Origin of the sequence: Pseudoalteromonas lipolytica, assembly GCF_900116435.1 — a bacterium.
Classification (GTDB): domain Bacteria; phylum Pseudomonadota; class Gammaproteobacteria; order Enterobacterales; family Alteromonadaceae; genus Pseudoalteromonas; species Pseudoalteromonas lipolytica.
Genome location: NZ_FPAZ01000004.1, coordinates 66,557 through 81,206, shown reverse-complemented (window position 1 = coordinate 81,206; position 14,650 = coordinate 66,557). Strand labels below are relative to the sequence as shown.

The window sequence follows — 14,650 nt, the reverse complement described above, 5'->3', positions numbered from 1 at the left end:
TCGATTTTATTAACCTGTATTTTAAGCGTTTTTTGGTCAGTAAACAGCATTGCAAGCAATGTTAAAAAACCCCCTATTAGGTGGTCGATATGGATGGCTGAATCAGAAATGCAACGTCATCCGCATGCCTATTTGATTGACTGGCGCACTGCTGCTCGCTGGGACTATACCCATGGCTTAGAACTTATGGCATTTGCTAAGCTTTATCAAAAAACAGGCGATACACGCTATTTCAATTACATAAAAGAGTATGTTGATAGCCTCGTTATGGACGATGGCACGATTAAGACTTATCAACAGAGTAAATACAACATTGATATGCTCAATGCTGGTAAGTTATTGTTTTTCATGTATGACGAAACAGGCAACAAAAAATATCGACTCGCCATCGACACACTAGTAAAGCAATTAGAAAAGCATCCCCGCACTACAGAGGGGGGATTTTGGCATAAAAAACGCTACACCTCACAAATGTGGCTCGACGGTTTATACATGGGCGCACCATTCTACGCTGAGTACATTCGTCGTTATGGTCAAAAAGAGCAATTTAGCGATGTTATCAAGCAATTCCAACTTATTGAAAAGCATTTATACCGACCTGATACCCAACTCCCTGTTCACGGCTGGGATGAGTCAAAGAGTCAAAAATGGGCTGACCCAATCACAGGACAATCAGCAAATCACTGGTCACGTTCAATAGGTTGGTATGCCATGGCGATGGTTGATGTGTTAGCGCAATTGCCAGATGATTATCCTGAAAAAGCATGGTTATCTCGCCGCTTTAAACACTTAATCGATCGCTTATTACATTATCAAAATGACACTGGAACTTGGTATCAAGTCACAGATAAAGGCGATGAAGCCGGTAATTATCCTGAATCCTCTGGAAGCAGCATGTTTACCTACGCAATCATCAAAGGAGTATTAGATAACGCCTTACCTGCCTACTACTTAGTGTACGCAGAGCAAAGTTATGCTGGATTAATCGATGAATTCATCGCTGTCGACAAAAAAACAAAACGTATTTCAATCACATCAGCCTGTGAAGTCGCAGGGCTTGGCGGCAAGCCATATCGTGATGGTAGCTATGATTATTACTTAAGCGAAAATATCCGAGATAATGACCCTAAAGCAGTTGGGCCTTTTATTTTAGCGAGTCTTTTATTAGGCAGATAAGGAAATCAAGTGAAAGCGATTTATGTCTTAATAAATACCCTTTTTTTTGTCAGTGTTACTTTACCGGCTATTGAACTGATAGAGTTCCCCACTGAAAAAAATAACATGCCGCTCATTTGGCAGGCAGATTTAGAAAATGGGTATTACCAAAACCCTATCATTCATGCTGACTTTTCAGATCCTGATATCGTTGCCCTGGGTGATGATTATTACATGACGGCATCAAGTTTTAACTCTGCGCCGGGGTTGCCTATTTTACATTCAAACGACTTAGTTAACTGGCAACTCATAAATTACGCACTCCCTATTCAACAACCGCGTGAGCACTACAACACGCCACAACATGGTAATGGCGTTTGGGCACCCAATATTCGTTATCATAATGGCTTATTTTGGATTTTTTATCCTGACCCAGATTTTGGGATCTATGTTATTACAGCCAAAGACCCCGCTAAAGCATGGTCAACACCCACATTAATTCTAAAAGGGAAAGGAATTATCGACCCTACACCCTTATGGGACGATGATGGCAAAGCTTACTTGCTCCATGCGTGGGCAAAAAGCAGGGCCGGATTTAACAATGTTCTCTCAATTCGTGAAATGAGTGCTGACGCCAGTTGGGTAAGTGACGAATACCAGCATATCGTCGATGGCAATACCCTGCCCTCATATCGTACCTTAGAAGGTCCTAAGTTTTACAAGCGTAATGGCTTTTATTACATTTTTGCTCCTGCTGGCGGAGTCGATTTAGGTTGGCAGTCAGTTTTTAGAAGTAAACACATACTAGGCCCGTATGAAGACAAAATTGTAATGGCACAAGGAAACTCGCTAACCAACGGCCCACACCAAGGAAGTTGGATCAACACGCCATATGGCCAAGATTGGTTTGTTCATTTTCAATCTAAAAATGCCTACGGCCGTATCGTGCATTTACAACCGCTTCAATGGCTTAATGATTGGCCCGTGATTGGCCGAGATCCCGATAAAGATGGCATCGGCGAGCCGGTTTTAAAGTATCGAAAACCCAAAGCTAAACGGTTCTTAAGCACTCAAATACCCAACAGCGATGAATTTAATGCTGAGCAACTTGGTTTACAATGGCAATGGAACGCAAATCCACAGCCACACTGGTTTTCTTTAACTGACAGTGCTGGCTATTTAACACTATCCCAACAGCAAGAAGTAGCAGACAGTTTGTGGCTTACTCCTTCGCTGTTATTGCAAAAACTACCGGCAGAGCGCTTTTTCGTTGAAACAAAATTAGTCTTTAATCCAGAAACTTACCAGGGCGACAGCGGTCTTTTATTGTTTGGCGAAGACTATGCGTGGATCGGTATATCGCGTTCAGATGAAGGCGCACTCCACCTTGTTTATAGCCAATGCAAAGGAGCACGAAAAGGATGTACAGAACATAAAACAATCATTACAGAGGTCACCACTGAGACAATGTATTTAAGATTACTGGTGCAACCTGGCGCTCATGCGGTATTTAGTTATAAAACGTCAGAAGCCTCACAATATCGGGCCATCGGAGAGCATTTTAGTGCCAAAAAAGGCCGTTGGGTTGGTGCCAAAGTGGGCTTATTCAATGTCAATAAGTTGGTCAGTCGCAATTCTCACTCTGTACATTACGATTATATTCGCTTTTCTAAGGTAGCTGATAAATGAAACACACACTCCCCCTTATCGCTTTTCTATTAAGTGGAATATCAAACCACGTTCATAGTGCGTCTTATACTCTTGAAAACACATATAAAAAGTTAAAACCACGCTACAGCGAGTTGCATCTACCAGATGACAGCCCAATCAGTAATTTAAACGTCGAACAACATACGTACCCAGGTAAATTGCGCTCCCAGTCAATCACTATTATTCGACCTAATAACAACACTGTATTACCACTGATTGTATTGGTGCATGGTGGAGGATGGGGTTCGGGTTCGCCGGCCATTTTACAAACCCTCGCAGCAAAACTTGCCGCTAAGGGCTTTGTTGTGGCAACCCCTGCTTATACACTTTCGGATGAGGCGCAATACCCTGCATCGATTCATGATATTGCACTAGCAACACAGTGGTTAAAAAGTAACGCTTCACGCTTTCACTTAAATGCTGAAAAACTGACCCTTGCAGGCAGTTCAGCAGGCGGGCAAATAGCTGCCCTACTGGCTTATAGTCATGGCAAGTTATCGAATCAAAGTGCCTCATTGGCAGTGAATGCGCGCGTGTTAATCAACATTGATGGCCTGTCTGATTTCACTACCCCTTTGGCGCTGCGCTACGAGAATGATAAAAGTAAGGCGGTTACATCTGCCAGTAAGTGGTTAGGAGGTCGTTATGAAGAAGTCCCTGCAATTTGGCAACATGCATCCCCAATTAATTACATCTCAAACACAAGCCCTGCGACTTTATTCATCAACGGTGGCTTTGCGCGATTTTATGCAGGAAAAAAAACAGTTCAAGAACAATTAACTGAGCGTGGCATTACAAACAAGGAGCATGTGTTTAAAGAGGCTCCCCATTGCTTTTGGCTATTTCACCCTTGGCAAAATAACACGGTTGAATTAATCAGTGAGTTTATTAATAAACAGTTAGCCGTTGACTCTTCCCGTTGACTCGCGTGTAACGAGGTTAGGTGTCACTGTTTTTTGTAAGGCTAACTTTTCCTGATTATTACGGGATTTATTGATCAGCTTTTGGACTGCCAAACACGCCATATTAAACACTGGGCGTCGGATAGTTGTTAATGAGGGAATAATACGTGATGCCAAAATATTATCGTCGAATCCAGCCACAGAGAGCTCATCGGGCACTCTAATATTTAAGTTGTTTGCAACCCGAAGAACCGCTGCAGCCATTTCATCGTTATTTGCAACGATTGCAGTGGGTCTTGGCAAAGTATTAAGTAATTGCTCAGCACACGCCAAACCACTGTCATAATTGTTTTTACCTTCAACTATGCGGTCTGTTGGTAGCTTAACGTTATATACCTGCAACTCAGCCAAAAAGCCTGCTAAACGTTCAATCGACGAGCGGTAATGTTGAGGGCCCGAAATAAACCCAATATCTGTATGACCTAACTCGACTAAATGTGTCGCCATATCACGCATGGCAGCACGCTCATCAGACACAACAATATTGTCTGCATCATCTAAATCAACTGACGCAAGACGAACATAAGGACAATTAATTTCTCGAAGCGCTGCTGCCAATGCTTTATTTTCAGAGACAGGAGGTAAAATAATCACGCCATCTAGTTTTGAGCGCGAAATAAAACTAAGGCAATCACTAATGAAGTCATCGCGTTTTGATGATCCAGGGTGCACAACAAGCTCATAGCCAAGCTCAGCACAAACACTCAATGCGCCACGTTGCACTTCATCAATATACAGTGCATCGGGGTTATCATAGATTAAGCCCAGTAAGTAAGAACGACTCGACGCCAAACCGCGCGCTTGCTTATCTGGCGAGAACCCTGTTTCTTTAATAATTTCTAACACCCGCTCACGGGTTGCTTTACCGACCGCCGGTGAGCAGTTTATCACTCTCGAAACAGTGCGTTTAGAGACCCCTGATAAACGAGCAATATCGTTGATTGTTACAGACATATAAAATTCCAGAGTCAACTACTTAGCGACAGTAGTGTTCAGCTTTTAATTATTAAAAGTACACAAATTCGTTACATTATAAATGACAAAAGAGGCGACATGCACCTCTTTGGTGATTTTAATCTAATAAACCGAATAAGCGTGGTAAAAATTCACTAATTGCAGGTACATACGTAACCAACATTAGTACCAGAAACATCACTAAATAAAGTGGCATCATGGGTTTTATTATTTTATGTATCGCTGTTTTTGCAACTGCACAACTTACAAATAATACACTCCCCACTGGCGGAGACACTAATCCTATCGATAAATTGAGAACAATCATGATACCAAACTGAACAGGAGACATACCAAATTGCATTGCCACCGGTAAAAATATCGGTGTGAATATCAGTACAGCTGGCGTCATATCAATGAATGCGCCCACAAGTATCAAAATTAAATTAATTAATAACAAAATAATTATTGGGTTATCACTTAATGTTAAAAAGAATTCACTGACCATTTGTGGAATATGCGTATAGGACAAAAGCCACGACATTGCAGAAGATGCCGCAATAATAAGCATCACAATGGCGGTTGTTTCGCAGGCCTTAAGTAATAACTGAGGCATTTCATTTAAACGAATTTCTTTATACACAAACACAGCAAGGACGAGAGCATAAATCACGGCAACGGCCCCGGCTTCTGTCGCCGTAAAAACACCACCAATAATGCCCCCAATCACAATAAAAACAAGTAATAAACTGGGCAATGCTGCGATTATCTTTTCGAACATGACCGAAAAAGGCAGTCGCGCTGTCACAGGGTAATTGTTCTTAATAGAATAAATTGCACACACCATCATCAGTGCTAAACCGAGTAAAATACCCGGCAAATAACCCGCAATAAATAAGGCTGCAATCGATACTCCCCCACTCGCAATAGCGTAAATAATAAGAATATTACTCGGGGGTATTAGCATACCTGTTGTTGCCGCACTTGCTGTGACTGCTGCTGCAAAGTTTTCGCTGTAACCGTGCTTTTTCATTTCTGGCACCATAAAACTACCGATAGCCGACGTAGCAGCAACAGCAGAACCCGAAATAGCACCAAACATCATGCACGACATTACATTCACAAGCGCTAAACCACCGGGTAAGAAGCCAATCATTGCCATAGCACACTCAATTAAACGCTTGGCTATGCCTCCTTGGCCCATAATTAAACCAGACAAAATAAAGAATGGGATGGCTAACAAGGCAAAGCTATCCAGACCACCCATCATCTGTTGGGAAATCGTAATACTTGCTGGCGTAAAATCCATATGTAACGTAAGCGCAATCAGTGTCGATAATGCGATACAAATAGAAATAGGGACATTAATAAACAGTAAGATGAAAAAACACACAATTAGAATTATGGCTGTCATTTCCATTATGATTCCTCCATCACATTCATTAAGCAATTAACAATATTTTCAACGCAGTTAAATACAATTAATAGGCCACTTAACGGCAATACAGCATAAACAAAGCCCATATTAATACCCAGAGCTGCCGAGCTTTGTTCAAGCTCAAAACTCAGCATCATTAACAAACTGCCGCCATACACTAAAATGCAAGATGCGGTTATCAATACCGATAATTCAATAATAAAGGTGCATTTTCTGCGTAGTGTCGGAACCATTTTTTGATAGAACAGATCAAGTCCTAAATGGGCGCGAGTTCTGTATGCGTACGATGCGCCTAAAACCCCAATCCACATTAATAAAAAACGTGCTAACTCTTCTGTGTATGAACTTGGCGAACGCAAAATAAAACGCGAAAACACCTGCCAAGTCACGACAGCCACGATGGCGATCATCGCTACTATCAAAATCCGTTCTATCAATGAGTTAAGATGTGAATTTAGCTTTGTCATTTTGCCTCCCCCATCGCTTTGATAGCCTTGATATGTTGCTCAACAGGCGTACCTGCAAATGATGCATGAAAATCGGCGACTTTATCCTGAAACGCTTTTTTGTCGGGGTAGGTAACTTCAACGCCGGCCTCAATAACCGCTTTAAGCGCTTCATCCGATGCTGATTGCCAGAGTGAACGTTGGTATTCAACAGAATCAGCCATGGCTTTAGTTAGCCATGTTTGCTGTTGTTCACTCAAGGACTCCCACACTTCTTGGCTGGCCAAAATAACATCAGGCACAAAGGTATGTTCATCTAACGAGTAGTACTTCGCAATTTCATAGTGGCGAGATAAGTAATAACTGGGTGGGTTATTTTCAGCGCCGTCAACAACCCCTTGCTGCAGAGCCGAATACAGCTCAGCCCACGCAATAGGTGCTGCAGCACCGCCAAGAGCTTGTACCGTCGCAACGGCCGTGGGGCTATTTAATACACGAATTTTCTGACCAATTAAATCGTCAGGCGTGTGAATGGGTTTTTGGGTCGTATAAAAGCTTCGGCTGCCTGCATCGTAATAACCTAACCCTTTGAGTCTTGCAGAAGATACTTTATCAAGCATGTCTTGGCCTAACTGACTGTTTAATACGCGCCAAAAATGCGCACTGTCATTAAACAGATAAGGAATACCAAACACCTTCATTTCTGGCACAAAGCCCTCAAGTGGACTCGCAGACACTTTGGTAATAGCAAGACTACCTATTTGTAGCAACTCGATAAGCTCTCGTTCTGACCCTAATTGACCACCGGGATAGATCACTATTTCCATACTTCCGTTGGAATAGTAATCTAAACGTTTTGCCATATACTCCATCGCTTGATGCACCACATGCCGGGTATCCAGCGTGTGGGCAAGCGTCAAGCGTGTGGTTTTGTTGTCATTGCTGCAGCTGGTTATAAAACCAAGCGTAAAAACCACGAAAACGCTGTAAAGAAGATTTCTATTCATTATTATTTCTTCATTGTGTGTTCTGTTAAATGTGGACTATCTCAATTGTTGCGGTTGATACTTGTCCATGTCGTCATAATCTAAGTTTTCACCAGCCATCCCCCAGATAAAGCTGTAATTCTGTGTCCCTGCACCAGAATGGATTGACCACGGTGGCGAGACCACAGCTTGCTCATTATGAATCCATAAATGCCGCGTTTCTGTTGGCTCACCCATAAAGTGGCAGACCGCTTGCTCTTGAGGTATTTCGAAATAAAAATACACTTCGTTACGACGATCATGTTGATGAGCTGGCATGGTATTCCACACACTACCGGGCTTAAGTTCAGTTAAGCCCATTTGCAATTGACACGTTTGTACCACTGTATTGATAAGCATTTGGTTGATATTACGCTCATTCGATGTCTCTAAACTTCCTAAATGAAGTACATTAGCATCTTGTTTAGTAACGTGTTTATTTGGGTAACTGTGATGCGCAGGTGCTGAATTTAAGTAAAATTTAGCTGGGTTTTTAGCATCATCACTGCGAAAAGACACTGATTTGTTACCCCGACCTAAGTAAAGTGCATCTTTATAGTCTAATGAGTAAGTTTCACCATCCGCTGTAATACTGCCTTTGCCCCCAACATTGATAATGCCCAATTCGCGACCATCAAGAAAATGGGCCGCTTTTAAGTTATCTAATGTTTCAAGCGTTAATGCGTTATTTAAAGGTACTGCACTGCCAACCATAAAACGTTCATAGTGGGTATAAAGCCAATACACTTTGTCGGCTTGCATTAATTTGTCGACTAAAAACTCGTTTCTCAATTGCTCAGTGTCAAACCCTTTTACTTCATTTGGGCCTACTGCGTAACGTGATTCAATTTCTGTGTTCATTGTTTTATTTTCCTACTAACGTGCTAACCATCCGCCATCAACTGCCAAAATATGTCCATTGACATAATCACTGGCTCGTGATGATAAAAAGATTGCGGTACCAATTAAATCTTCAGCTTCTCCCCAGCGCCCTGCTGGGATACGTTTTTCTATTTCGCTATTGCGCCCAGGATCATCCTGAAGCGCTTGCGTGTTATCTGTTCTAAAATACCCAGGTGCTATCGCGTTAACCTGAATGTTATATTGTGCCCATTCATTTGCTAAGGCTTTGGTAACGCCTGCAATAGCATGTTTACTTGCTGTGTAAGCGGGCACAGTCATTCCGCCACTGTATGACAGCATGGATGCAATATTGATAATTTTACCTTGACCCTTTTCGATCATTTTCGGTGCAAATGCCTGAGCAAGTAAAAAGCTGGCATCAAGGTTAACCTTTATCACCTTTTGCCATTCATCGTAGGGGTAATCGATAGCGGGACTTCTAAAAATGGTGCCACCCACATTGACCAGAATATCGATGCCATCATTAACCGACAACGCCTTTTCTGCTAATGCTGACACGCTTTTGGCATCGCTCAAATCAGCGGCAATATCCCATGTTTTCGATGCGCTTTTAGCTATTTCGCTACATGTTTCTTCGCAACCATGCTCACGACTACTGCTACAGATCACATCAGCCCCAGCAGCGGCTAATCCCATTGCAATTTGCTTTCCTAAGCCACGGCTCGCGCCTGTTACTAAAGCCGTTTTCCCCTTTAAATCGAATAGCTGTGTTGTCATAAAATTAACCTTTTTATCTGCTAACTCTCTGTATCAGCCTCTTCAAATAAGATGATACAAAAGTTTGAATGCCTGTTTTAACACCACTTTAATAAACAAGTTGTAAAAACATTCACAAAGTTGTTAATAGCCATTCTTCGCTACCGGTGGCAATTTGTCAAATTTTATTTGCCACCGGTGGCAAATATGTCTAAGATGTAAAAATCAACACGCCAATTAAGGTTAAAAATGGGTCAAATGTATGTACACACTAAATAGAAAAAACGTCAATAAAAACAAATACCCGACGACTATAATGCAATTCGGTGAGGGGAATTTCTTACGCGCTTTTGTGGATTGGCAAATCGACAAATTAAATGAACAAACAGGTTTAAACGCGGGTGTCGCCATTATTAGACCAATTGATTACGACACATTACCGCTACTTAATACTCAAGATGGTCTCTATACCAGTATTATTCGAGGCATTAATGAGCAAGGTGAATCGGTATCTAATGAACGCATTATTAGCTGTGTAAACGAAGAAATTCCTATTTATAAAGAATTCGATAAATATTTACAGCTCGCAGAAAGTGAAGATCTAAAGTTAATTTTTTCTAATACAACCGAAGCAGGCATCGAGTACATTAGCGAAGACTCACTCACTGATAAGCCAGCAAAAGCCTTCCCTGCGAAATTAACTCAATGGTTATTTCACCGCTTTAATCACTTTAACGGTGCAAGTGATCGCGGCATGATCATCATTCCTTGTGAACTAATTGATTATAATGGTGAAAAATTAAAAGAAATTGTCCTCAAGTACTGCCAACTATGGGATTTACCCAGCGAGTTTGTTAGCTGGCTTAACGAGCATAATTATTTTTGCTCGTCGTTGGTTGACCGCATCGTGACGGGCTTCCCACGTGATGAACATCAACACTTGCAAGAACAATTTGGCTACTACGACAACTTCATGGTCACAGCTGAATATTTTCATTTATTTGTTATTCAAGGGCCGCAACATTTAGCTGACGTATTATGTTTAGAAGGCAGTGATGTCAATATTAAAATTGTTGACGATATAGCCCCTTACAAACAACGTAAAGTCGCCATTTTAAACGGTGCACATACTGCGATGGTGCCTTTGGCCTATATGGCAAATATCGACTCTGTGGGCGAAGCGCTCGCCTCACCATTAATCGAGAAATATGTAAGTAAACTGATTTTTGACGAGATTATTCCCACACTATCTTTACCTAAAGATGAATTGCAGGTATTTGCCAATGATGTGCTTAATCGCTTTAGAAATCCGTATATTTGTCATTTACTTATGTCGATATCACTGAATAGTATGACCAAATTTAAAACGCGATTACTGCCGCAGTTAGAGCAATATATTGTAGATAATAAAACCGTTCCAGCACTCATTGCGACAGCAATTGCGGGGCAAATTTTGTTTTACCGCGGCGAGCGGAATGGTCAACCCATTGAGCTTTCAGATAGTCCTGAGTGGATCACTTTATTCAAATCCCTGTGGCAACAGCACCAAGGTGGTGCGATAACATTGAAAGAGCTTGTCAGCAGTGTGCTTGGCGCTAAGTGGCATTGGGATAAGGATCTCAATGAACTGACAGGATTGACTGACCTAGTAACAGAACAGCTTAACAGCATGCTTACGACCTCTGTTGAAGAGACACTATCAAAACAAGTGGAATTATAATCATGGCACAGTTATTAAGACTTCATAATACTGATGATGTTGCTATTGCCCTGAGCCCAATTAGTGCGGGTGAACACATTGAGTTTGAAGACTTCTCGTTCACCGCATTAGACGACATCGAAAAAGGACATAAAATTGCGTTAAAGCCAATTTCAAAAGATGACCGTGTTATAAAATATGGCGCTCCAATTGGTTTTGCTCTTGAAGATATAAAGCAAGGTGCTTGGGTTCATACCCACAGCATTAAAACGACCCTGCATGATGAGTTAGAGTATCAATATCAGCCTGAATTTGTCAGTCAAGCTCCTGCTGAGCCCTCTCCACCCGTGAATATATATCGCAGAGCGAATGGCGAAATTGGTATACGTAACGAAATTTGGTTGATTCCAACGGTTGGCTGCGTCAACGGTATGATCAAACAAATGAAAGATGAGTTTCTACGAAATCACCCCGATCTTGGCATTGACGGGGTTCATATATTTCCTCATCAATTTGGGTGTTCACAGTTAGGTGACGATTTAGAAACCACGAGAATTTTACTGCAAGATATGGCATTACACCCTAATGCCGGTGGTGCATTAGTTGTCGGTTTAGGATGCGAGAATAATCAGCTTGCCGCCTTTAAAGCGGGGTTAGGTGATATTGATGAGAATCGAATAAAATTTTTAGTATCTCAGCATTCCGATGACGAAGTAGAAGATGGTGTCGCGCTGCTAGAACAAATTTACGATGTAATTAAACATGATAAACGTGAACCCGGTCTGCTGAGTGAAGTAAAGTTTGGTCTTGAGTGTGGTGGCAGTGATGGTTTATCCGGTATCACAGCAAACCCAATGCTAGGTTATTTTTCTGATTACTTAATTGCTCAAGGTGGAACGACCGTACTGACCGAAGTACCCGAAATGTTTGGTGCAGAAACCTTACTAATGTCTCGCTGTAAAGATGAAGACACCTTTAACCAGCTTGTCAGCATGGTAAATAATTTTAAAGGTTACTATAAAGCGCATAACCAACCCATTTATGAAAACCCGTCTCCGGGTAACAAAAAAGGCGGCATAACTACATTAGAAGACAAATCGTTGGGCTGTACTCAAAAAGCAGGTACCAGCAAAGTACAGGCCGTGCTTGATTATGGTGAACGATTAAGTACTCCAGGACTCAATTTACTCAACGCCCCCGGCAATGACCCCATTGCCACCAGCGCACTTGCAGCTGCGGGCTGTCATATTGTGCTCTTTACCACCGGGCGAGGTACGCCTTACGGTGGTTTTGTGCCTACTTTAAAAATAGCCACTAATTCAGAGCTTGCGAAAAAGAAAACCCGCTGGATCGACTTCGATGCTGGTGTGCTGGTGAATGGCAAATCCATGCCTGAAGTTCATCAAGAATTTGTCGATTTGTTGGTGGATGTAGTGAATGGTAAACCGACCTGTAATGAAGTAAATGATATTCGCGAAGTAGCCATCTGGAAAAAAGGAGTAACCCTCTAATGTCAAAAAAGAAAATTGCCATTATTGGGGAATGTATGGTGGAGTTGTCAGGGGCTATTTTTGGCGAAATGCAACAAAACTTTGGTGGCGATACCATGAATACAGCCATTTACATGAAAAAATTGGCAAGCGAACGCATTGATGTCAATTACGTCACTGTGATGGGAGAGGATGCGTTAAGCCAAGCAATGATTGCTCGCTGGCAAGACTACCAGGTTAACTGTGACACCGTATTAACCGACAGTAACAAGCATGCTGGTTTATACATGATCCAAACTGACGCCCATGGCGAACGCACTTTTCAATATTGGCGCAATGATTCTGCGGCAAAATACCTCGTTCGCCACGCTAAATTTGCTGATATTGTTAGCCAGTTAAAAGCAGTCGATGCAGTTTATTTGTCGGGTATTTCACTCGCAATTTTGCCCATCGATGATTGTAATATTTTACTTAATGTATTGGCTGATCTAAAAGTTCATGGTGTTAAAATTATCTACGATAGTAACCACCGGCCAACGCTTTGGGCATCTCAATCTCATTGCCAACAGAGCAACAACCGTATGTATCAGCTTGCTGATTTAGCCTTGGTGACATTTGAAGATGAAGCCCAAATTTGGGGCTTTAACAACCTCACAGAATGTCGTGAGCACTTGCATCAACAAGGTGTAAAGCAGCTGGTCATTAAAACCGGTGAAAAGGGATGTCAATACAGTGAAAATAGTCACAGTATTGTCAATCAGTATGATGCCAGACTGGTAGATAATGTTGTTGATACCACTGCAGCAGGTGATTCATTTAATGCGGGGTTTTTAAGTTATTGGTTGCTAGACCATGACATTGCAAGCTGTGCAGAGGCTGGAAATCTCGTTGCAGGACAGGTTATTCAACAACGAGGGGCCATCGTCCCAATAGATAACTCAATACTAAACAGCACACTTTAGGAGACAAGTATGCGTTTATTTTTATCATTGCTCGTGGTGTTATCTATTGCGCAGAGTGTTTTTGCTGCGACGCCTGCAATTGGCACCGAGCCTGTCACATTTATGCATGTAGAAAAAAATAATAAGCATGCCTATAACAGCATTCAAGCTGCAATTAATGCGAGTAGCCCCTATAAAGAGGTGGTGATCACTGTTGCAGCTGGTGAGTACAACGAAAAACTGTATATCACCCGCAGTAACCTCAGTATTGTCGGTGAATCCGCCGCTAATACTATCATTCGTTACGCACAGTTGAGGAATAGTTGGCGAGAACACAATGACAGTGACTGGGGAGCTGCCGTGGTTAATATCACTGGCAGTGACATAACACTCGCCAATATCTCCGTTATCAATGATTACGGAAAAATTCATAACACACTTGAACATCAGTTTGCGATCCGCGGCTTTGAAAACGCATCACGAATCATCTTTCATCAATGTGACGTACAGGCCTATGGTGCTGATACAGTGAGTCTTTGGAACAAAAAAGAGGGTCTTTATTACCACTCTTACTGCTCTTTCACTGGGGCTACAGATATGGTTTGCCCAAGAGGTACCGCCCTCATTGAGCATTCTCAATTTTACAACTTAAAACAAACCGCGACTCTTTGGCATGATGGCGAATTGAGTAGCGAACAAAAGTTTGTTGTTGCTAATAGTGAATTTAATGGCGTAGAAGGCTTTTGGCTTGGCAGACATCATTATGATGCCCAGTTTTATTTATTAGGAAATCAGTTTTCTGATAACTTGGCAGATAAACCTATCTTTAAAAAAACCTATGCGGATAAGCAAAGAGACCAACCAAATCGTTGGGGATCCCGTTATTTCTTCGCCAATAACAAAGCCCCGTATGCTTGGTTAGATGATAACTTCCAACCGAAACAGCTCAATATAGAAGAAAACAACCTTGTTGACTGGGTTTTCAAAGGCGAATGGCAGCCCAAACAACAATTGCAGATGCTGAAACAACAGCTGGCTACTCAAAATTTTAAAACTGATGCATTTCAGTTGAAATAAGTTGCGTTAACTTTAGAGTGCATGCTTTGGGTTTCAATGTCACTGTAAGTTATATCGTTACTCACCTCTCACAGGTATGCACTCAACCTCGTTCGATAAATATGAGTGTGGCATAATTACGCCACACTCATAT

Annotated in this window: 13 protein-coding genes; 7 read left to right on the top strand and 6 right to left on the bottom strand. The window is 41.8% G+C overall.

Annotation, left to right across the window (positions count from 1 at the left end; translation table 11 throughout):
- Positions 1 to 93 precede the first annotated feature (93 nt).
- The 3 genes from BM378_RS04825 to BM378_RS04815 are packed head-to-tail and all read left to right on the top strand — an operon-like array spanning position 94 to position 3,788.
- Positions 94 to 1,176, top strand: a complete 1,083-nt coding sequence (locus BM378_RS04825) for a glycoside hydrolase family 88/105 protein (RefSeq protein ID WP_227006884.1) — start codon at positions 94 to 96, stop codon at positions 1,174 to 1,176.
- 9 nt (positions 1,177 to 1,185) lie between these two features.
- Positions 1,186 to 2,844 carry a glycoside hydrolase family 43 protein gene (locus tag BM378_RS04820; protein WP_074988728.1) on the top strand — a complete coding sequence of 553 codons (1,659 nt, stop codon included), beginning with the start codon at positions 1,186 to 1,188 and terminating at the stop codon, positions 2,842 to 2,844.
- Positions 2,841 to 3,788, top strand: coding sequence for an alpha/beta hydrolase (locus tag BM378_RS04815; protein WP_083202755.1), 948 nt, complete (start codon positions 2,841 to 2,843; stop codon positions 3,786 to 3,788). The genes BM378_RS04820 and BM378_RS04815 overlap by 4 nt, the downstream gene beginning before the upstream one ends.
- Here the strand turns inward: BM378_RS04815 and BM378_RS04810 are convergent.
- From BM378_RS04810 to kduD, 6 genes are all read right to left on the bottom strand, one after another.
- The gene (locus BM378_RS04810) at positions 3,765 to 4,781 is read right to left on the bottom strand and encodes a LacI family DNA-binding transcriptional regulator (RefSeq protein WP_036972278.1); all 1,017 of its coding nucleotides are present in this window, start codon (positions 4,779 to 4,781) and stop codon (positions 3,765 to 3,767) included. The two genes, BM378_RS04815 and BM378_RS04810, sit on opposite strands and share 24 nt — an antisense overlap.
- 118 nt (positions 4,782 to 4,899) lie before the next feature.
- Positions 4,900 to 6,201 carry a TRAP transporter large permease gene (locus BM378_RS04805; protein ID WP_036972281.1) on the bottom strand — a complete coding sequence of 434 codons (1,302 nt, stop codon included), beginning with the start codon at positions 6,199 to 6,201 and terminating at the stop codon, positions 4,900 to 4,902.
- A complete protein-coding gene (locus BM378_RS04800; RefSeq protein WP_036972283.1) occupies positions 6,201 to 6,686 on the bottom strand; it encodes a TRAP transporter small permease in 486 nt (161 codons plus the stop codon). The genes BM378_RS04805 and BM378_RS04800 overlap by 1 nt, the downstream gene beginning before the upstream one ends.
- The gene (locus tag BM378_RS04795) at positions 6,683 to 7,672 is read right to left on the bottom strand and encodes a TRAP transporter substrate-binding protein (RefSeq protein WP_074988727.1); all 990 of its coding nucleotides are present in this window, start codon (positions 7,670 to 7,672) and stop codon (positions 6,683 to 6,685) included. Before BM378_RS04795 ends, BM378_RS04800 begins: the two co-directional genes overlap by 4 nt.
- Before the next feature lie 36 nt (positions 7,673 to 7,708).
- A complete protein-coding gene (kduI, locus tag BM378_RS04790) occupies positions 7,709 to 8,551 on the bottom strand; it encodes a 5-dehydro-4-deoxy-D-glucuronate isomerase (RefSeq protein ID WP_036972286.1) in 843 nt (280 codons plus the stop codon).
- Positions 8,552 to 8,566: 15 nt separating this feature from the next.
- Positions 8,567 to 9,331: a 2-dehydro-3-deoxy-D-gluconate 5-dehydrogenase KduD gene (kduD, locus tag BM378_RS04785; protein WP_036972287.1), complete on the bottom strand. Its 765-nt coding sequence runs from the start codon at positions 9,329 to 9,331 to the stop codon at positions 8,567 to 8,569.
- A 241-nt stretch (positions 9,332 to 9,572) separates the two neighbouring features.
- Here kduD and BM378_RS04780 point away from each other — a divergent pair, with 241 nt between their 5' ends.
- From BM378_RS04780 to BM378_RS04765, 4 genes are read left to right on the top strand one after another with little or no spacing between them, the layout of a single operon-like run.
- The gene (locus tag BM378_RS04780) at positions 9,573 to 11,030 is read left to right on the top strand and encodes a tagaturonate reductase (protein ID WP_036972288.1); all 1,458 of its coding nucleotides are present in this window, start codon (positions 9,573 to 9,575) and stop codon (positions 11,028 to 11,030) included.
- A 2-nt stretch (positions 11,031 to 11,032) separates the two neighbouring features.
- Positions 11,033 to 12,520, top strand: coding sequence for a UxaA family hydrolase (locus tag BM378_RS04775; RefSeq protein ID WP_036972290.1), 1,488 nt, complete (start codon positions 11,033 to 11,035; stop codon positions 12,518 to 12,520).
- Positions 12,520 to 13,461 carry a sugar kinase gene (locus BM378_RS04770; RefSeq protein WP_074988726.1) on the top strand — a complete coding sequence of 314 codons (942 nt, stop codon included), beginning with the start codon at positions 12,520 to 12,522 and terminating at the stop codon, positions 13,459 to 13,461. Before BM378_RS04775 ends, BM378_RS04770 begins: the two co-directional genes overlap by 1 nt.
- Before the next feature lie 9 nt (positions 13,462 to 13,470).
- On the top strand, positions 13,471 to 14,517 hold the full coding sequence (locus BM378_RS04765; RefSeq protein WP_074988725.1) for a pectinesterase family protein: 1,047 nt from the start codon (positions 13,471 to 13,473) through the stop codon (positions 14,515 to 14,517).
- The last annotated feature ends 133 nt before the right edge of the window (positions 14,518 to 14,650 follow it).

What these genes read in the sequence shown, in the direction of transcription:
- BM378_RS04815 (WP_083202755.1), top strand. Translation starts at nt 2,841, where the DNA reads ATGAAACACACACTCCCCCTTATCGCTTTTCTATTAAGTGGAATATCA.
- BM378_RS04800 (WP_036972283.1), bottom strand. Translation starts at nt 6,686, where the DNA reads ATGACAAAGCTAAATTCACATCTTAACTCATTGATAGAACGGATTTTG.
- BM378_RS04805 (WP_036972281.1), bottom strand. Translation starts at nt 6,201, where the DNA reads ATGGAAATGACAGCCATAATTCTAATTGTGTGTTTTTTCATCTTACTG.
- BM378_RS04825 (WP_227006884.1), top strand. Translation starts at nt 94, where the DNA reads ATGGCTGAATCAGAAATGCAACGTCATCCGCATGCCTATTTGATTGAC.
- BM378_RS04765 (WP_074988725.1), top strand. Translation starts at nt 13,471, where the DNA reads ATGCGTTTATTTTTATCATTGCTCGTGGTGTTATCTATTGCGCAGAGT.
- BM378_RS04810 (WP_036972278.1), bottom strand. Translation starts at nt 4,781, where the DNA reads ATGTCTGTAACAATCAACGATATTGCTCGTTTATCAGGGGTCTCTAAA.
- BM378_RS04780 (WP_036972288.1), top strand. Translation starts at nt 9,573, where the DNA reads ATGTACACACTAAATAGAAAAAACGTCAATAAAAACAAATACCCGACG.
- BM378_RS04795 (WP_074988727.1), bottom strand. Translation starts at nt 7,672, where the DNA reads ATGAATAGAAATCTTCTTTACAGCGTTTTCGTGGTTTTTACGCTTGGT.
- BM378_RS04770 (WP_074988726.1), top strand. Translation starts at nt 12,520, where the DNA reads ATGTCAAAAAAGAAAATTGCCATTATTGGGGAATGTATGGTGGAGTTG.
- kduI (WP_036972286.1), bottom strand. Translation starts at nt 8,551, where the DNA reads ATGAACACAGAAATTGAATCACGTTACGCAGTAGGCCCAAATGAAGTA.
- BM378_RS04775 (WP_036972290.1), top strand. Translation starts at nt 11,033, where the DNA reads ATGGCACAGTTATTAAGACTTCATAATACTGATGATGTTGCTATTGCC.
- kduD (WP_036972287.1), bottom strand. Translation starts at nt 9,331, where the DNA reads ATGACAACACAGCTATTCGATTTAAAGGGGAAAACGGCTTTAGTAACA.